This window comes from Ornithinimicrobium faecis (genome assembly GCF_023923225.1).
Taxonomy (GTDB): domain Bacteria; phylum Actinomycetota; class Actinomycetes; order Actinomycetales; family Dermatophilaceae; genus Ornithinicoccus; species Ornithinicoccus faecis.
Genome location: NZ_CP099489.1, coordinates 4,448,362 through 4,464,098, shown reverse-complemented (window position 1 = coordinate 4,464,098; position 15,737 = coordinate 4,448,362). Strand labels below are relative to the sequence as shown.

The 15,737-nt window shown below is 70.5% G+C and carries 22 protein-coding genes; 10 read left to right on the top strand and 12 right to left on the bottom strand.

The window, feature by feature from the left end:
• The first annotated feature begins 28 nt into the window (after nucleotides 1-28).
• The 5 genes from NF556_RS20560 to NF556_RS20540 are packed head-to-tail and all read left to right on the top strand — an operon-like array spanning nucleotide 29 to nucleotide 5,116.
• Nucleotides 29-1,189, top strand: coding sequence for an ABC transporter substrate-binding protein (locus tag NF556_RS20560; RefSeq protein ID WP_252593114.1), 1,161 nt, complete (start codon nucleotides 29-31; stop codon nucleotides 1,187-1,189).
• Complete coding sequence (locus NF556_RS20555) at nucleotides 1,186-2,259, top strand: FecCD family ABC transporter permease (RefSeq protein WP_252593112.1); 1,074 nt, start codon at nucleotides 1,186-1,188, stop codon at nucleotides 2,257-2,259. The genes NF556_RS20560 and NF556_RS20555 overlap by 4 nt, the downstream gene beginning before the upstream one ends.
• Nucleotides 2,256-3,383: a FecCD family ABC transporter permease gene (locus NF556_RS20550; protein WP_252593110.1), complete on the top strand. Its 1,128-nt coding sequence runs from the start codon at nucleotides 2,256-2,258 to the stop codon at nucleotides 3,381-3,383. Before NF556_RS20555 ends, NF556_RS20550 begins: the two co-directional genes overlap by 4 nt.
• 10 nt (nucleotides 3,384-3,393) lie before the next feature.
• The gene (locus tag NF556_RS20545; protein WP_252593108.1) at nucleotides 3,394-4,254 is read left to right on the top strand and encodes an ABC transporter ATP-binding protein; all 861 of its coding nucleotides are present in this window, start codon (nucleotides 3,394-3,396) and stop codon (nucleotides 4,252-4,254) included.
• A gap of 13 nt (nucleotides 4,255-4,267) precedes the next feature.
• Nucleotides 4,268-5,116, top strand: a complete 849-nt coding sequence (locus NF556_RS20540) for a siderophore-interacting protein (protein ID WP_252593106.1) — start codon at nucleotides 4,268-4,270, stop codon at nucleotides 5,114-5,116.
• Nucleotides 5,117-5,148: 32 nt separating this feature from the next.
• Here the strand turns inward: NF556_RS20540 and crcB are convergent, their stop codons facing one another.
• The 3 genes from crcB to NF556_RS20525 are packed head-to-tail and all read right to left on the bottom strand — an operon-like array spanning nucleotide 5,149 to nucleotide 6,453.
• Nucleotides 5,149-5,529: a fluoride efflux transporter CrcB gene (gene crcB / locus NF556_RS20535; RefSeq protein ID WP_252593104.1), complete on the bottom strand. Its 381-nt coding sequence runs from the start codon at nucleotides 5,527-5,529 to the stop codon at nucleotides 5,149-5,151.
• Nucleotides 5,526-5,924 (bottom strand): fluoride efflux transporter FluC, encoded by a 399-nt coding sequence (locus tag NF556_RS20530; RefSeq protein WP_252593101.1) that lies wholly within the window; start codon nucleotides 5,922-5,924, stop codon nucleotides 5,526-5,528. Before NF556_RS20530 ends, crcB begins: the two co-directional genes overlap by 4 nt.
• Before the next feature lie 7 nt (nucleotides 5,925-5,931).
• Nucleotides 5,932-6,453 (bottom strand): universal stress protein, encoded by a 522-nt coding sequence (locus tag NF556_RS20525; protein ID WP_252593099.1) that lies wholly within the window; start codon nucleotides 6,451-6,453, stop codon nucleotides 5,932-5,934.
• A gap of 109 nt (nucleotides 6,454-6,562) precedes the next feature.
• On the opposite strand from NF556_RS20525, the gene NF556_RS20520 reads away from it, so the two are divergent.
• Complete coding sequence (locus NF556_RS20520; RefSeq protein ID WP_252593097.1) at nucleotides 6,563-7,069, top strand: nucleoside deaminase; 507 nt, start codon at nucleotides 6,563-6,565, stop codon at nucleotides 7,067-7,069.
• Nucleotides 7,070-7,073: 4 nt separating this feature from the next.
• Here NF556_RS20520 and NF556_RS20515 read toward each other — a convergent pair whose 3' ends face one another.
• Nucleotides 7,074-7,454 (bottom strand): DUF1304 domain-containing protein, encoded by a 381-nt coding sequence (locus NF556_RS20515; protein WP_252593093.1) that lies wholly within the window; start codon nucleotides 7,452-7,454, stop codon nucleotides 7,074-7,076.
• A 25-nt stretch (nucleotides 7,455-7,479) separates the two neighbouring features.
• On the opposite strand from NF556_RS20515, the gene NF556_RS20510 reads away from it, so the two are divergent.
• Entirely contained in the window at nucleotides 7,480-8,190 is a 711-nt protein-coding gene (locus NF556_RS20510) for a M50 family metallopeptidase (RefSeq protein ID WP_252593091.1), read from the top strand.
• Nucleotides 8,191-8,230: 40 nt separating this feature from the next.
• On the opposite strand, the gene NF556_RS20505 is transcribed toward NF556_RS20510, so the two are convergent.
• Entirely contained in the window at nucleotides 8,231-8,614 is a 384-nt protein-coding gene (locus tag NF556_RS20505; protein WP_252593088.1) for a DUF4342 domain-containing protein, read from the bottom strand.
• Between the two features lie 123 nt (nucleotides 8,615-8,737).
• A complete protein-coding gene (gene ilvA / locus NF556_RS20500) occupies nucleotides 8,738-10,039 on the bottom strand; it encodes a threonine ammonia-lyase IlvA (RefSeq protein ID WP_252593086.1) in 1,302 nt (433 codons plus the stop codon).
• Nucleotides 10,040-10,169: 130 nt separating this feature from the next.
• Between ilvA and NF556_RS20495 the strand changes: the two genes are divergently transcribed.
• The 3 genes from NF556_RS20495 to NF556_RS20485 are packed head-to-tail and all read left to right on the top strand — an operon-like array spanning nucleotide 10,170 to nucleotide 12,383.
• Entirely contained in the window at nucleotides 10,170-10,526 is a 357-nt protein-coding gene (locus NF556_RS20495; RefSeq protein ID WP_252593084.1) for a VOC family protein, read from the top strand.
• A gap of 58 nt (nucleotides 10,527-10,584) precedes the next feature.
• Complete coding sequence (locus tag NF556_RS20490; protein WP_252593082.1) at nucleotides 10,585-11,124, top strand: MarR family winged helix-turn-helix transcriptional regulator; 540 nt, start codon at nucleotides 10,585-10,587, stop codon at nucleotides 11,122-11,124.
• Nucleotides 11,121-12,383 carry an MFS transporter gene (locus tag NF556_RS20485; protein ID WP_252593080.1) on the top strand — a complete coding sequence of 421 codons (1,263 nt, stop codon included), beginning with the start codon at nucleotides 11,121-11,123 and terminating at the stop codon, nucleotides 12,381-12,383. Before NF556_RS20490 ends, NF556_RS20485 begins: the two co-directional genes overlap by 4 nt.
• 22 nt (nucleotides 12,384-12,405) lie before the next feature.
• On the opposite strand, the gene NF556_RS20480 is transcribed toward NF556_RS20485, so the two are convergent.
• The 6 genes from NF556_RS20480 to NF556_RS20455 form a co-directional block, all read right to left on the bottom strand.
• Complete coding sequence (locus NF556_RS20480) at nucleotides 12,406-12,558, bottom strand: hypothetical protein (RefSeq protein WP_252595900.1); 153 nt, start codon at nucleotides 12,556-12,558, stop codon at nucleotides 12,406-12,408.
• Between the two features lie 8 nt (nucleotides 12,559-12,566).
• Nucleotides 12,567-13,007 (bottom strand): VOC family protein, encoded by a 441-nt coding sequence (locus NF556_RS20475; RefSeq protein WP_252593079.1) that lies wholly within the window; start codon nucleotides 13,005-13,007, stop codon nucleotides 12,567-12,569.
• A 95-nt stretch (nucleotides 13,008-13,102) separates the two neighbouring features.
• Nucleotides 13,103-13,618, bottom strand: a complete 516-nt coding sequence (locus NF556_RS20470; protein WP_252593077.1) for a DinB family protein — start codon at nucleotides 13,616-13,618, stop codon at nucleotides 13,103-13,105.
• A complete protein-coding gene (locus NF556_RS20465; protein ID WP_252593075.1) occupies nucleotides 13,596-14,174 on the bottom strand; it encodes a helix-turn-helix domain-containing protein in 579 nt (192 codons plus the stop codon). The genes NF556_RS20470 and NF556_RS20465 overlap by 23 nt, the downstream gene beginning before the upstream one ends.
• Nucleotides 14,161-14,889: an alpha/beta fold hydrolase gene (locus NF556_RS20460; RefSeq protein ID WP_252593073.1), complete on the bottom strand. Its 729-nt coding sequence runs from the start codon at nucleotides 14,887-14,889 to the stop codon at nucleotides 14,161-14,163. Before NF556_RS20460 ends, NF556_RS20465 begins: the two co-directional genes overlap by 14 nt.
• 78 nt (nucleotides 14,890-14,967) lie before the next feature.
• On the bottom strand, nucleotides 14,968-15,735 hold the full coding sequence (locus NF556_RS20455) for a CPBP family intramembrane glutamic endopeptidase (RefSeq protein ID WP_252593071.1): 768 nt from the start codon (nucleotides 15,733-15,735) through the stop codon (nucleotides 14,968-14,970).
• Between the last annotated feature and the right edge of the window lie 2 nt (nucleotides 15,736-15,737).

Sequence of the window (15,737 nt, the reverse complement as noted above, 5' to 3'; positions counted from 1 at the left end):
ACTGTCACGCCGAGGGAGCACACACCCCGTGCTGAGCACCAAGCCCCGCTTCACCCGCGCTGCATTCGGCGCTGCCACCGTCAGTCTCGCCCTGTTGGCTGGGTGCTCGACCGGCCCCACCGGAGCGAGCGAGGAGCCGGCCGACGAGGGTCCTGCCGCCGATGCGGCCCCGGCCGCGGACGACGCCGGAGCGGATGATGCCGGAGCGGATGACGACTCCGCCACGGCAACTGACGGCGCCGCGGCAGGAGGCGAAGCGGCTGGCGAGGACCAGTTCCCGGTGACCATCGAGCACGCTTTCGGTGAGACCACCATCGAGTCCGACCCCCAGCGCATCGCGACGGTCGGCTGGTCGGACCACGACACGGTCGTCGCGCTCGGTGAGGTGCCGATCGGGTCCGTCCGGATCGGCTGGGGCGGCAACGAGGCCGGCTCGACGGACTGGTTCGACGTGGCCGTCGAGGAGCTCGGCGAGGACCCGGGAGCGGTCACCCGGTATGACGACACCGACGGCATCCCCGCCGACGAGATCGCGCAACTGTCGCCGGACCTGATCATCGGCACCAACTCCGGCATGACGCAGGAGGAGTTCGACTCACTGTCCAAGATCGCGCCGGTCGTGGCCTACCCCGAGACTGCCTGGGGCACCCCGTGGCGCGACTCCCTCGAGATGGTGGGCGAGGCCATCGGCCGCTCGGACGAGGCCGACACTGTCCTGGCCGAGACCGAGGAGGGCATTTCCGCGGCGATGGCCGAGCACCCCGAGCTGGACGGCGCCTCGATGGCCTGGACCTGGTACACCGCCACCGACCTGAGCACCATCGGCGTCTACACCGCGACGGACCTGCGCCCACAGTTGATGCACGAGTTCGGCATGGTCGACGCGAGCAAGGTCACCGAGCTGACCGAGGCCAACCCGGGCACGTTCAGCGCCAACCTCTCCTCCGAGCAGGCCGACACGCTGGACGCGGAGGTGCTCCTGTTCTATGTCGAGGACGAGGGCCAGGCCGACCAGTTGGTCAACGACCCGCTGATCGGCACGACCCCGGCCCTGGCCAGCGGTGCGTATGTCGCGCTGACCGACATGCAGTTGATGACGGCGATCTCCTCCCCGACCCCGCTGTCGATCCCGGTGGTGCTCGACGGTCTCATCCCGCAGGTCGGCGAGGCGGCCGAGAAGGTGCAGTGACCCAGACGCAGGCGCAGACCCAGACGCAGACCCAGACCGACGCCTCGGCCCACGGCGTGGCGATGCGCACGCGCCGCCTGCCGGCCACTGCGGTGATCTCGTTGGGGATTGTCGCGGTGGCGGTCGCGTTCTGTCTCTCGCTGGCGATCGGCTCGCGCAGCATCTCCCCGCTGGCTGCGATCGATGGGCTCACCGCCGTCCTGACCGGTGATCTCACCGGCACCTTCGAGGAGGGGATCGTGGCCTCGCGCCTGGACCGGAGCCTGATCGGCCTGGTCGTGGGCACAGCGGTGGCCCTGTCCGGGGCGACGATGCAGGGCCTGACCCGCAACCCCCTCGCCGACCCGGGCATCCTCGGCGTCAACTCGGGGGCGGCGCTCGCGGTCGTCCTGGGGCTACGGTTCGCCGGGATCTCGACGGTGGGCGGCTATCTGTGGCTCGCCCTCCTCGGCGGCCTGGTCACCGCCGTCGTGGTGTATGCCGTGGCGTCGGTCTCCCAGGGCGACCAGTCCCTGACCATGGTGCTGACCGGCGCGGCCGTCACGGCGGGGGTGACCAGCGTCATCGCCGGGGTCCTGGTCAGCAACCAGGGGGCGCTGCAGGAGTTCCGGTTCTGGCAGGTGGGCTCGGTCGCCGGCCGCGACGCGGGGATCATCACCGACGTGCTGCCCCTGCTGGTGATCAGCCTGGGCATCGTGGCCCTCTCCGGCCCCATCCTGAACGCGGCCGCCCTCGGCGAGGACCTCGAGCGGGCCCTGGGCCAGCGCGTGCTGCTGGCCCGGTTCGTGGTGGCCTTCGGGGCGGTCGGGCTCGCGGCCTGCGCGGTCGCCCTGGCCGGACCGATCGCCTTCGTCGGTCTGGTGGTGCCTCACATTGTCCGGCTGGCGACCGGGCCCGACTATCGCAAGATCCTGCTCGGCAGCGCGCTGATCGGTCCGGTCCTGATCCTGCTCACCGACACCCTCGGCCGCATCGTGACGCCGCCCACCGAGGTCCAGGTCGGCATCATGACGGCTGTCCTCGGGGCGCCGGTGCTGATCCTGATGATCCGTCGGGCGGTGCTGCGATGACCACCACCTCGATGCCTCCCACCCCGAAGCCCCCCACTCCGAGGCCTCCCACCTCGCTGCCCCCCACCTCGCGCCGACCCGACGTCGAGCTGGCCCCCGCCCTGCGCGCCATCAGCGAGACGCGCGGGCGGGTGCGCCGTCGCGCCACCCTGGTCGTCGGCGGCCTGCTGGTGCTGCTCCTGGCGGCGTTCACGGCGCGCGTGCTGCTGGGTGACTTCACGATCACCGTCCCCGACTTCTTCCGCATCGTCGGCGGTGCCGACATTCCCGCGGCGACCTACATCCTGATGGAGCAGAAGCTGCCGCGCGCCGTGGTCGGGGTGCTGGCCGGCGTGGCGCTCGGTGCCACCGGCGCCACCTTCCAGTCGATGGCCCGCAACCCGCTGGCCAGCCCGGACGTCCTCGGGATCACCCTGGGCTGCAGCGCTGCGGCGGTCACAGCCTCAGTCCTGTTCGGCGCCTCGGCCGGCGTGGTGTCGCTGGCGGCGCTCGGTGGGGGTGCCGCCGTTGCGGTCTGCCTGGTCGTCCTGTCGGGCAGCCACGCGGGGGCGGCTCCGGGGCGGATGATCCTGGTCGGCATCGCCCTGGCCGCGATGCTCGTCTCGGTCATCCACTGGGTCATGGTGCGCGCCGACATCTATCAGGCGCACGAGGCGATGGTCTGGCTCACCGGCAGCCTCAACGGTGTCACCTGGACCGAGATCAGGGTGCTCGCCCTGATCGTCGCGGTCACCCTGCCACTGCTGCTGTATGCCGGCGCTCACCTGCAGGTGGTCGAGCTCGGCGACGACCTGGCGTCGGGTCTGGGACGACCGCCCCAGGCGACCCGGTCCCGGGCGATCGCCCTGGTCGTGGTGCTCACGGCGGCCACCACCGCGGTGTGCGGCCCGATCGTCTTCGTCGCCTTCCTGTCCGGGCCGATCGCCCGGCGCCTGCTGCGCGGGCGGCACTCCCTGCTGGCCGCCGGTCTGGTCGGCGCCGTGATCGTGGTGCTGGCCGACTATCTCGCGGCCTATGCCCTGCCCAGCAGCAACTTCCCCGTCGGGGTGGTCACCGGGCTGGCCGGCGCCCCGTTCCTGCTCTGGCTCCTGGCCACCAGCCGACCCTCCACCCAGAGTGCCTGAGGTGGGGCGCATGAGCAGAAAGCCTGAAGGAGACGGCATGACCCTGCACGCCCATGATCTCTCGCTCGCCTATGGCAAGCGTCCCGTCATCGAGGGCCTCGACCTGGACGTGCCGCAGGGGCAGGTCACGGCAATCGTCGGCTCCAACGGCTGCGGCAAGTCGACGATCCTGCGCGGACTCGCCCGACTGCTGCGCCCCACCGCTGGCCAGGTCCTGCTCGACGGCACCGACATCCACTCGCTGCCAACCAAGACCGTGGCGCAGCGTGTCGGGCTGCTCCCACAGAGCCCGGTCGTGCCCGAGGGCATCACCGTGGCCGAGCTCGTCGCCCGTGGGCGGCACCCGCACCACGGCCTGATCCGGCAGTGGACCCGCGACGACGACCAGATCGTGGCTGAGTCCCTGGAGCGCACGCACACCACCGACCTCGCGGGCCGCCCGGTCGACCAGCTCTCCGGCGGCCAGCGCCAGCGGGTGTGGATCGCGATGGCCCTGGCCCAGCGCACCGGTCTGTTGTTGCTGGACGAGCCGACGTCCTTCCTCGACATCGCCCACCAGGTCGAGGTGCTGGATCTGGTCCGGGACCTGTCCGTCGAGGACGGCACCACGATCGTGATGGTGCTGCACGACCTGCCGCTGGCAGCTCGTTATGCCGACCACCTGATCGCCATGCGCGACGGCGCGATCCTGGCGCAGGGCCGGCCCCGCGAGGTCGTCACGGCCGACACCGTCCGCGACGTCTTCGGTGTCGCGTGTCGCGTCAGCTGGGAGCACGGCGGCGACGTCAGCGTCATCCCGGTGGGTCGTCACCGGCCGACCGACTCCCAGTCTTCTCCCGACCACCACCCGACCCTCCAGGAGTCCCGATGAAGAAGTCAGACCAGTGAGCAAGGCCATCCGCGTGCGCGACAAGCTGATCCGCGCGGCGTTCTCCCGCACGATGTCCATGCCCATGGAACGGGCGGCCCACCAGCTGTTCCCGGTCACCGTGACTGCCGTGCAGGACCTCAGCCCGATCATGCGTCGCCTCACGCTGAGCGCGCCGGAGCTGGGGGACTACGCACCACTGGGCCCGGACGAGTTCTTCGGCCTGGTGATGCCACCCGAGGGCCATGACCTGCCCGAGCTGCCCCAGGACCCGGACCGGGCGACCCCGCGCGGTGCGTTCGGGGACCTGCCGGAGGAAGCACGCCCGGAGGCGCGCTGGTACACCCTTCGCGCCCACCGCCCCGCCCTCGGCGAGGTGGACGTCGACGTCGTCGCACACGGCGACGCAGGACCTGGGTCGAGTTGGGTGCTGCGGGCCGAGGTCGACGCGGTCGCCGGCTTCCAGACTGGCACCGCGGCCTATCGCACCGGGGGAGCCACCGGGCCGCAGGTCATCGCCGGCGACGAGACGGCCGCCCCGGCCATCAGCCGCATCCTCGAGGTGCTCCCGGAAGGCGTCGAGGCCCACGTCTTTCTCGAGGTGCCGACGGTCGGCGACGTGCCCGACCTGCCACACCCGGCGGGTGCCACGATCACGGTGATCGAGCGCGGCACGCACGCCCCCGGTTCGGCCCTGATCAGTGCGGTGGAGGCTGCCGATCTGCCGATCCCCACCGGCTCATGGCTGGCGGGCGAGCAAAAGACGGTCGCGGGGGTCCGCCGCCACCTGGTCGGCACGCTCGGCGCCGAGAAGCGCTCGATCTATCACTGTGCCTACTGGATCCTGGGTCGCGCCCGGGGCTGAAGCCCACCAGGTCCGTATGCCGTCACGCACCTCTACCTGAGCGTGCCACCGAGCAGGTAGCCCAGGGTTGCGGCGGCCGTGCACAGCACCAGCGTGCCGGCCGCCGCCAGGGCAGCTCGGCGCCAGTCGCCCTCCCGCGCCAGGCGCACCGCCTCGACCGTTGCGGTCGAGAAGGTCGTGTAACCACCACAGAACCCGGTCGCCAGCACCGCGAAGACCTCCGGAGAGCCGGTCGCCAGCGTCGCGGCCAGCAGACCGATCAGGAACGACCCGGTGACATTGATGACCAGGGTGGCGAGCGGGAAGCCGTGGTGCCAGCGCCGGCTGATCAGGTCATCCACCAGATAGCGGGTGGCGGCACCGACACCCCCGAGCAGGGCGAGGCCCAGGAGCAGGAGCGGAGAAAGAGTCATGGGCGATCACCTCGCGCACCCAGCGCGATCCCGCCAGCGCAGGCGACCAGCCCCGCACAGACGCTGCCCACGCCGTAGGCCACGGCAGCTGCGACCTCGGCCGCTGCCAGTAGGTCGTGCAGCTCCAGTGCCAGCGCGGAGTAGGTCGTGAAGCCGCCCAACACGCCGGTGCCCAGCCCGAGCCGGACCACCTGTCGGGCCGGGGTCTCGGGGCCAGCTCGCGACAGTCGCTCCAGGAGCAGCCCCAGCAGGAAGGCCCCGACCACGTTGACCAGCAGCGTGGCCCACGGGATGAGGTGAGTGGTGCCGATGAGGTGCGTGACGGCATACCGCCCAGTGGTGCCGAGCGCCCCGCCGACGGTGACGACGAGGACGAGGAGGGGCGAGGGGCGCACCCGGGGGTTAGTCGTCCTTCGTGGTGCCGGGGATGACCAGCACCGGACGGGTCTGCGTGTGGACCAGGTGGCCGGCGATGGAGCCGCCGATGACCTCGTTCATCCAGCCGCTGAAGCCCGGTCTGCGGCCACCGACCGCGATGATGTCGGCGTCCCACTCGTTGGCCACATCGGTCAGCCCCGAGGCGATGTCGCCGACGGCCGTCTCGAGGCGCCAGGGCACGGGGGAGTCGGCGAGCAGCCCGTCGAGGTGCTGGCGGACCTGCTCGCGCACGGCGTCGCTGCTGCTCGCGGCCTGGTCCGGATCGAGCGGCGTGATGAGCCGGGTGCCGTCCAGCGTGGCGCCATAGATCACCTGCGTGCTGTCGACCCAGGCACAGATCAGTCCCGCGGACATCGTGGCCGCGAGCGCGGCGACCTCCTGCACGATGCTGGCCCGCTGCTCGGCGTCCACTCCAACGACGATGAGGCGCTCGGGACGCTGCTCGGGCCAGTGTGGCGATGCTGACGGTGTGGCGCTGTCTGTCACGGTGACCTCCTGGGGTTCGTCCCCATCTTGTCGCGATCGCGGCCGAAACGCACCCACCTGACGGCGGTGATTCGTCCCCGGGTGTTGGGGCGGCACGTTACCGTGGCGTATGACTCAGTCGCCCACCGACGCACCCGTCCCCGCCTCCGAGCATGCTGACTATCTGCTCCAGGCGGTCGACCTGGCCCGTCGTGGCGTCGCGTCGGGCGAGGGTGGGCCGTTCGGCGCCCTCGTCGTCCGTGACGGTGAGGTCCTGGGCGAGGGGTGGAACCGCGTCCTGGGCACCAACGACCCGACCGCCCATGCCGAGGTCACCGCGATCCGCGCAGCCTGCGAGCGCCTGGGCAGCTTCCAGCTCACCGGCGCCGTCGTCTATGCGTCGTGCGAGCCGTGCCCCATGTGCCTGGGCGCGGTCTACTGGGCCCGTCCCACCGCGCTCTACTACGCCGCGACCCGGCACGATGCGGCCGCCGCAGGCTTCAGCGACGCCATGATCTATGACGAGATCGGGATGCCCCCGGACGACCGGACGGTGCCGTTCCGGCAGCTGGAGGTGCCCGGTGGGGCCGACGTCTTCGCGCAGTGGCTCGCCAAGGACGACCGCACGGACTACTGACCGGTCAGGCCAGCAGGAGAGCCACGAAACCCAGCAGCGGCAGGGTGCCCTGGGTCAGGGCCGCCCGCAGGTAGGACCGCCCCGAGCTCAGCAGCACCACGGCCGCCAGCACCATGCAGCCGGTCGTGAAGAGCACCAGAGTGCGGCCGGCCGTATCCGCGCCCGTCAGGAAGAGCACCAGGCCGAGCGCCGCGCCCACCCCGAGGAAGAGGTTGTAGAACCCCTGGTTGTAGGCCATCGGCGCGATCACCTCGGCGGTGCCCTGATCGCGCACCCCGAACCGCCGCCAGATCGCCGGCCGCGTCCACCACATGCTCTCCATCAACCAGATGTAGCCGTGCAGCAGGGCGGCGAAACCCACGAGGACGGCGGCGACGATCGTCATCCTCGGAGGATAGGGCCAGCAGCGCGTGATTCACTCAGGCGTGCGCGAGATCTGGGACGCCGCGACGTCCACCCAGCCCGGACCGTCGCTGGCCGGCGCCCTGGTGCTGGCCGCGCTGGCCTTCCTGATCACGTGGTCACCCGTCGGCTACGGACTGGTCCGCCACGGCGTCACCATCGTTCACGAGGCGGGCCACGCCACCGTGGCGCTGCTCTGCGGGAGGCAACTGCGCGGCATACGGCTGCATGCCGACACCTCTGGGGTGACGGTGTCCCGCGGTCGGCCACGCGGTCCCGGGATGATCGCGACGGTCGCCGCTGGCTATCCGGCGCCCGCGCTCCTCGGGCTCGCCTCGGCCTGGTTGCTGGGGCAGGGGTATGCCGTGGGCTGGCTCTGGTTGATCGTGGCCCTGTGCACGGTGATGCTGATCCAGATCCGCAACTTCTATGGCCTCTGGGTGCTGCTGGTCGCCGGCGTGGTGATCGGTGGCGCGACCTGGCTGTTGCCTGCGGAGGCTGCCGGCTGGCTGGCGCACCTGCTGGTCTGGGCGCTGCTGCTCGCCGCGCCCCGCTCCGTCGTGGAGCTGCAGCGGCTGCGTCGACGGGGCTCGGCCCGGCGCTCGGATGCCGACCAGCTCGCGCACCTGACCGGGCTGCCTGCTGTGGTCTGGATCGGTCTGTTCTGGCTCGTCTGCGCGGCGTGCCTGATCGGCGGAGCGCTGCTCCTGCTGCCGTGAGTTCCTGCTGCCGTGAGCAACGCCCCAGCGCGTCGGCCGCTCAGGTGTCGCTGGGGCCCTCGCTGAGTGCCGTGGCTCCATCTCCGCCGCCGTCCCCTGCGTTGGTGTCGCTGTCATCCCCGGCCGGTCGCTGGCGCTCGACCCCGATCGTCACCTGGGTCACCATGGCGGCGATTGCACCCACCGCCACCAGGACCGGTGCGAACACGGCGGTGACCGCGGTGACGGCCACGCCCGCCGTGAGCGGCACCTCGAGCAGGGTGGTGCCGTCCTTCTTGAGATAGACACGGCGCACATTGCCCTCGGCGAGGAGGCGCTTCATCTGTTCCAGCAACTCGGAGCCCGGCACGGTGAACTCCTCATAGGTGCTGCGACGGCCACCCGTGTCTGCTGCCCCGTCGGCTCCGCTCGTGTTCTCTGTCATCTCGACTCCTCGCTCAGGGGCGCCCCGTTCGTGTGCCCGCGACTCACGCTATCCGTGGCGTGCCTGATCCGTGGCGAATTTTTCGCTGCGACGGATGGCATGACCTGGCGGGGAACAGCTCCGTCAGAGGATGAAGCGGAACAGCGGGCTGTCGGGCGGGATCGCCTCCACCTCGATCGGGCTGACCTCCATCCGGTCCAGCAGCGGCTGCAGATCCTCGGGCGCGCCCAGCTCGATGCCCACCAGCGCAGGCCCGGTCTCGCGGTTGTTGCGCTTGGTGTATTCGAAGAGCGCGATGTCATCATCTGGCCCGAGCACGTCGTGCAGGAACCCGCGCAGCGCCCCCGGCTCCTGCGGGAAGTCGACCAGAAAATAGTGCTTGCGCCCCTCGTGCACCAGCGCCCGCTCGACGATCTCGGCATAGCGCGACACGTCATTGTTCCCACCGGAGACCACCACGACAACCGTCTGACCAGGCTGTATGCCGAGGGTCGGCAGCGCCGCTGCCGCCAGGGCGCCTGCGGGCTCGGTGATGATCCCCTCGGTCTGATACATCGCCAGCATCTCGACGCACACCGCCCCCTCGGCGATGGAGACCAGCTCGGCGTTGCCGTCGCGCACGATGGGATAGGTGTTCTCGCCCGCGCGACGCACGGCGGCGCCGTCCACGAACGGGTCGATCTCGTCCAGCGTGACCGGGCCACCCTGGGCCAGGGCCGCTGCCATGCTGGCTGCTCCGGCAGGCTCGACGCCGACGACGCGACTGTCCGGATACTGCTCGCGCAGCCAGGTCAGGCCACCGGCGAGCAGGCCGCCACCGCCGACGGGGACGACCAGGACGTCGGGCGCGTGACCGAGCACCCCGACGATCTCGCGCGTGACGGTGCCCTGGCCCGCGATGGTCTGCGGGTGGTCGAAGGCGGGGACCAGCGTGGCGCCGGTGCGCTCGGCGTCCTCCGCGGCCGCGGCAGCAGCGGCGTCATAGGTCGACCCGGTCACGACGATCTCGACGAACTCACCACCGATGGCTGCGACGCGGTCACGCTTCTGGCGGGGCGTGGTGCGCGGCAGGAAGATCCGGGCCGACACCTCCAGGGTCGCGCAGGCGAAGGCGACGCCCTGCGCATGGTTGCCGGCGCTCGCACACACCACGCCCTTGGCCCTGGTCGGCTCATCGAGCTGGGCGATGAGGTTGATGGCGCCACGATTCTTGTAGGACCGGACCGGCTGCTGGTCCTCCCGCTTGAGCAGCACCTTGGCGCCGGTCGCCTCGGACAGGCGACGACTCCTGGTGAGCGGGGTGATGCTGACCAGGCCCTTGAGGCGCTCGGCCGCCTCGTCGATGTCGGCGGCGGTGACGGTGGGTGTCGCTGCGTTGGCTGCGGTGGGAGCGCGGCGGCGGTCAGGCGGGGCCGAGTTGGTCATGGTTCATCGTGTCACGCAGGCACTGCGGCACTGCGCGACGGGCGCCCGAATTTAACCCGGTACCTCCACTCGAGCGCTCCTTCTGAAAAGCGGAAGGACACCGTTCTGGACCGGGTCTACTGTCGAAACCATGGCTATCGCAACGTATCCCGGCATCGTCATCGACTGCCCCGACCCAGAGCAACTCGCCCGCTTCTATGCGGGCATCCTGGACTGGAAACTTGAGGTGTCGCAGGGTTGGGCCGACCTCAAGTCCGACTATGGCCAGTGCATCTCCTTCCAGCAGGTCGAGGGGTTCACCGCTCCGGACTGGCCCGGCCAGGGCACGCCGCAGCAGATGCACCTGGACCTGATGGTGGAGGACCTCGACGTGGCCGAGGCCGCGATCCTGGAGCTGGGCGCTCGCAAGCACGAGCACCAGCCGGGCGAGACCTTTCGTGTCTACCTCGACCCCGCCGGCCACCCGTTCTGCCTCTGCAACTGCTGACGATCCCATCGGCTGGAGAACGATCTGAACATTGTCACAGTGCTGTTATATTAGTGCTGTGACATCTGCTGATCCCACCACGAACGGCTACTGGCGTCCCCTGCGCGAGGTGCAGGAAACGATGGAGGAGGGCATTCAGGCGCTGTATGCCGAGCGCGGCGTCGGGAGTCTGCGGCCGCGGTTTGCCTATCCGCTGATCCGGTTGGCGCACACCGGCTCGCTCACCATCAAGGACCTGGCCGCGAGCCTGGACCTCACGCACTCCGCGGTCAGCCAGACCGTCTCCGCCCTGCGCCAAGAGGGACTGGTGGACACGGTGCCCGGGCCGGACGCCCGCACACGAGTGGTCGAGCTGACCGCACGAGGGCGCGAGCTGGTGCCCTTCCTCGAGGACGAGTGGCGTGCAACCGAAGCGGCCGCCGCCGAGCTGGACGCGGCGCTGCCGGTGTCACTGGCCGAGTTCACCGCGGCGATGCGCGCCCAGTTGGAGAAGAAGCCGTTCCTGGAGCGGATCGTTTCGCACCTGTCCAACGACGCCGGTGACGAGTCTGCCTCGGGCGACCCCACGGCACACGACGATCCGGGAAGCACCTCGTGAGGCTGCGCACGGGCCTGCTGGACCTGCGCCCACTGCGCTCGAGCCCACCCTTCCGCCGGCTCTGGGGGAGCAGCCTGCTGGGCGCGCTCGGCAGTCAGGTCGCGGTCGTCGCCGTCCTGTTCCAGGTCTGGGACCTGACGCACGACCCGGTCTGGACTGGTGCGATCGGGCTGGCCAACGCTGTCCCGCTCATCATCTTTGGGTTGATCGGTGGCACCCTGGCCGACGCCGTGGACCGCCGCAGCCTCGTGCGCTGGTCGACGGTCGGGCAGGCCCTCGCCGGTCTGGCGCTTGCGGCCCAGGCCGTCGCCGGCGTCCAGTCCCTCTGGCTCGTGCTGGGCCTGGTCTCGGCGCAGAGCGCGGCCAACGCCATGGGTGCCCCGGCCCGCCGCACCTTCATCCCACGGTTGCTGGGGCCCGAACAGGTGGGGGCCGGCATCGCCCTGCAGATGTTGACCTTCCAGAGCGCGATGCTGATCGGCCCGGCCCTCGGCGGACTGATCATCGGTCAGTGGGGTGTTGGCGTGTGCTACTTCGTCTTCGCCGGAATGGTGACGGCCTCGCTCTATGGCATCGTCCGGCTGCCCTCGATGCCGCCAGAGGGGGCTGGGACGCGCCCGGACCTGCGGTCGACCGCCGCCGGGTTCACCTATGTCCTGCAGCGGCCCGTCCTGCGGGGGTCCTTTGCCAGCGATCTGGCGGCCACCCTGCTCTCCATGCCGGTCGCGCTGTTCCCCCTGGTCAACGAGGTGCGCTTCGGTGGTGACCCGGAGACGCTGGGCCTGTTCCTGTCCTGCATCGCCATCGGCGGTATGTCGGCAGGCCTGTTCTCCGGACTCGTCACCCGAGCCGATCGGCCCGGTCCCATCCAGCTCGGCGCGGCTGCGGTGTGGGGTGTGGCGCTGGGCGTCTTCGGCCTGGTCGGGCCGTTGTGGCTGGCGCTGGCGCTCCTGGTCGTGGCTGGCGCCGCGGACACCGTGTCCGTGACGTCGCGGGGGCTGATGATCCAGCTGGCCACGCCGGACAGCCACCGCGGTCGGGTCTCGGCGGTCGATCACATCGTGGGGGTGGCCGGACCCGACGTGGGCAACTTCCGGGCGGGCATCGTCGCGGGCCTCACGTCGGCGCCGATCGCTCTGGCCACTGGCGGGCTGGCCTGCGCGGCGGCCACCGGGTGGATCGCGCTGCGCAATCGCCCGCTGCGCACCTTCAGCATCCGAGCCGATGCGGTGCGGGACGACGTGCCTGCCACGCGGTGAGGCTCTAGCCGGGGACGGGGCTCTAGCCGGGGACGGGGCTCTCGCCGGGGACGGGGCTCTCGCCGGGGACGGGGCTCTCGCCGGGGACGGGGCTCTCGCCGGGGACGGGGCTCTCGCCGGGGACGGGGCTCTCGCCGGGGACGGGGCTCTCGCCGGGGACGGGTGGATGAGTCACTGCACGACTCACCCCGTGGGGGCCGGGTAACCCTCCGGAGGCATCGGGTGCATCTGGCTCATTCGGATGTGATTGCCGGAGGGGTCGCGGAAGCCGAAGTCGATGCCGTAGGGCTGATCCGTCGGCTCCTCCGGCAGGTCGACACCCTTGGCTCGGAGCTCTGCGTGCGCCGCGTGCGCGTCGTCGGTGGTGAAGAACAGCGTGCCACCACCAGCACCCTTGGTGATCATGCCGCGCACGGCCTCCGCAGTCTCTGGGTCGTAACCGGGAGGGCCCGGCTTCTCCAGCAGGATCTCTCGGTCCGTGCCGGGGACTCGCACAGTCAGCCATCGCATCGGGCCGAAGTCCATGTCGGCGGACTTCTCAAGTCCGAGGACATTGACATAGAAGGCCAGGGCCTCGTCCTGGTCGGTCACGAAGATCTGGGAAATCGTCAGGTTCTTGATCATGCTGATGACACTAGGGCTGGCCGGTGGGCTGCTGCTTATCCAAAACCGCTCACTTCAGATGGGTGTGTGCTCACTCGCCGGTGGAGCCATCCTGCTCACTCTCCCGTAGAGCCATCGATCGACTCCCGGATGAGGTCGGCGTGACCCGCGTGCCGGCCATGCTCCTCAATCATGTGCAAAAGGATGTAGCGCAGGTTGACCGGGTCCTCGTCCGCGGGGTGGCGCACGGCAATCGTGTCCAGCCCCTCGGGCGTGGCCAGCGCTTCATCGGTGATCCGGTCCGACTCCGCGATCGTCGCGTCGAACAGGGCAAAGAGCTCCGCCGGGGTGTTCGCCGCGGCACTGTTGTAGTCCCAGTCCTCGTCGGCGTCCCAGTCGACCGAGGCCCAGGGCTCCGCGAAGTCCCTGCCGTGCAGGACGCAGGAAAACCACCAGTGCTCGACGAACGCCAGGTGCTTGAGCAGACCGCCGAGGGTGAGAGCCGACGGCTCGTGGCGCGTGTGCAACTGCTTGGCCGTCAGGCCCTCCGCCTTCATCCTCAGCGAGTCACGCAGGAAATCGACATAGCCGCGCAACTGCGCGGCCTCGTCACCCTGTTCCGGCGGGGCCACTCGTTGGGTGGGTGGCGTCGAGCTCGATGTCGAAGTCGTCATCGTGCGACCGTAGGCGCAGTAGTGGCCCGGAGCCAGCGATTTCCCGTGTCGAAGCTGCTGAGGGCGTCGAAGGTGCTCCAGGTGTCGAAGGTGAGGCCTGTCGGGCCTCCGTCGCTGGCAGGTGCTCAGAGGGTCGCGCCCAGCGCATCGCGAAACACGACGGCACGTGGGGCAGTGGGCCGCGGCGACGGTAGGCACTCGGACTCGTGCCGACGATCGCGGAGAAGGTCCGGCTGAAGGTGCCGAGGCTGGAGAAGCCGACCTCGAAACAGATCTCCGTGACTGGCCGGTCGCCGGTCCGCAGCAGGAACATGGCCCGCTCGACCCGGCGCCGCTGCAGATAGCGGTGCGGGGTCTCGCCAAACACCGCGCGGAAGCTGCGGATGAAGTGCGACTCCGAGACAAGTGCCACCGAGGCGAGGGATGGGATGTCCAGCGCCTCGGCATACGAGCGGTCCATCACGTCCCGGGCACGCAGCATGCGGCGGTTGAGGTCCTCCTCAGCCAGGCCCACCCGCGCCACCTTGGTCAGCTGCGTCGGCGATGAGCTCGGCCAGCTGCGCCGGGCGCGACCACATCGGCCAGTGCCCGGTCGGCAGGTCCACGAACCGCAAGTGCTGGTGGTCATTCAGGCCAGCCAGGAAGTCGGCGCCCTGCGCTGCGTAGGCCAGGAAGTCGGCGCTGGGGAAACTGGTGCAGATGACCGTGCCCGGCACATCCAGCCGCTGCGGGTTCGTGAGCGTGGCGGTGCCCCGGACCGTCTGTGCCGGCTGCGGCACCGCGCGCTCGCGGAGGGTGGTCAACTGATCGTCGGTGAGGTCGCGCAAGCTGCCTGACTCGACCTGCTCGTCCCAGGCCGCCGACAGCGGGTGCTCGTCACCCTGGACGGTCGGAGCGAGCGCAAAGCTGTCGCGGACCGGCGCGGTGTCGACGAACACGACATGATCAACCAGATCAGCGGCCCGGTCGAGCACCATCGTCCCCGGCACTGCGGCGCCGCTGTGCACCACCAGCACTCGTCGCTCAGCGTCGCGGTCGAGGGCTGCGAGGATCGCCTCGGCGTGCTCGTCCAGTGTGACCTCGCCCCGCCGACTGTTGGCCGGGTCGAGTCCGGGCAGAGTGAGAGCCAGGACGTCGTGGCCCCGGTCGCGCAGGTGCGGCACGACGTCGTCCCACGCCCAGGCGCCGAGCCAGAATCCCGGCACGAGGACGATCTGTGTCTGGGTCATGCGCTCAGTCTGGCAGTGGGCACTGACACTCCGGGTGGCACTTCTTACGCGCCGCGGATCCTGACCGGACCACAGGTGTCAGCGCCGGCGTCGGCGGCCCACCACGCGCCCGATCACCGTCACCAGCGCATTGGCCGTGAGGTGCATCAGTGCTGGCGCCGCGAGGTGGCTGCCCTGTCGGCGGGCCAGGGCCAGCACGAGGCCTGCCGCTGTCGTGGCCATCACGATGCCGCCGACACTGCCGGTGGCTCCGCCCTCAGCGTTGGGTTCGTGAGCGGCCACGAAGTCACGGCTGGACAGGATGTGCCACGCGCCGAAGGCCAGGGCTGGGATCACGACGGTCGCCGGGACCGAGCGCACGTCGGGGTCGAGGAGGGCGGGCAGGACCCCACGGAACGCGACCTCCTCGAGGACCACCGTGCCCAGCGGGATGAAGACGCTCACGTGCACTCCCGTCTGCACCCACGTGGCGCTGACCACGCGGTCGTCGTCGAGCAGCTCCCGCCCGGTGCTGGTGGCGGTCACCACGCCCAGCAGCGTCGCGATGGCGGTCGAGCCGGCGACGCCGGTGATCAGGCCGCGCCGGAGGTGGTGGCGATCGAGCCCGATCGCTGCGCGATCAACACCCGCCCAGTGAGCGAGGCTGAGGAGCACACCGGTGGTGCCGAGGTTCCAGGACATCGCGGCCACCCGGCCCAGCCGGGGCGCGGCCAGGACGTTGGTCGCCCCGAGCGCGGCCGCCACCCCACCGAGAGACAGGAGCCGGCGGTGCACCGGGGTGCGCGGATCGGGCTGACCGAGCGACTCGGCATACGGCTGGTTGGTTGTTGCTCCGGGGTGGCCCACCT

Bases quoted from the DNA above. Each gene is read 5' to 3' on its own strand.
- NF556_RS20505 (WP_252593088.1), bottom strand. From the start codon at position 8,614: ATGACAGAGAACACGAGCGGAGCCGACGGGGCAGCAGACACGGGTGGC.
- NF556_RS20550 (WP_252593110.1), top strand. From the start codon at position 2,256: ATGACCACCACCTCGATGCCTCCCACCCCGAAGCCCCCCACTCCGAGG.
- NF556_RS20520 (WP_252593097.1), top strand. From the start codon at position 6,563: ATGACTCAGTCGCCCACCGACGCACCCGTCCCCGCCTCCGAGCATGCT.
- NF556_RS20495 (WP_252593084.1), top strand. From the start codon at position 10,170: ATGGCTATCGCAACGTATCCCGGCATCGTCATCGACTGCCCCGACCCA.
- crcB (WP_252593104.1), bottom strand. From the start codon at position 5,529: ATGACTCTTTCTCCGCTCCTGCTCCTGGGCCTCGCCCTGCTCGGGGGT.
- NF556_RS20475 (WP_252593079.1), bottom strand. From the start codon at position 13,007: ATGATCAAGAACCTGACGATTTCCCAGATCTTCGTGACCGACCAGGAC.
- NF556_RS20515 (WP_252593093.1), bottom strand. From the start codon at position 7,454: ATGACGATCGTCGCCGCCGTCCTCGTGGGTTTCGCCGCCCTGCTGCAC.
- NF556_RS20460 (WP_252593073.1), bottom strand. From the start codon at position 14,889: ATGACCCAGACACAGATCGTCCTCGTGCCGGGATTCTGGCTCGGCGCC.
- NF556_RS20545 (WP_252593108.1), top strand. From the start codon at position 3,394: ATGAGCAGAAAGCCTGAAGGAGACGGCATGACCCTGCACGCCCATGAT.
- ilvA (WP_252593086.1), bottom strand. From the start codon at position 10,039: ATGACCAACTCGGCCCCGCCTGACCGCCGCCGCGCTCCCACCGCAGCC.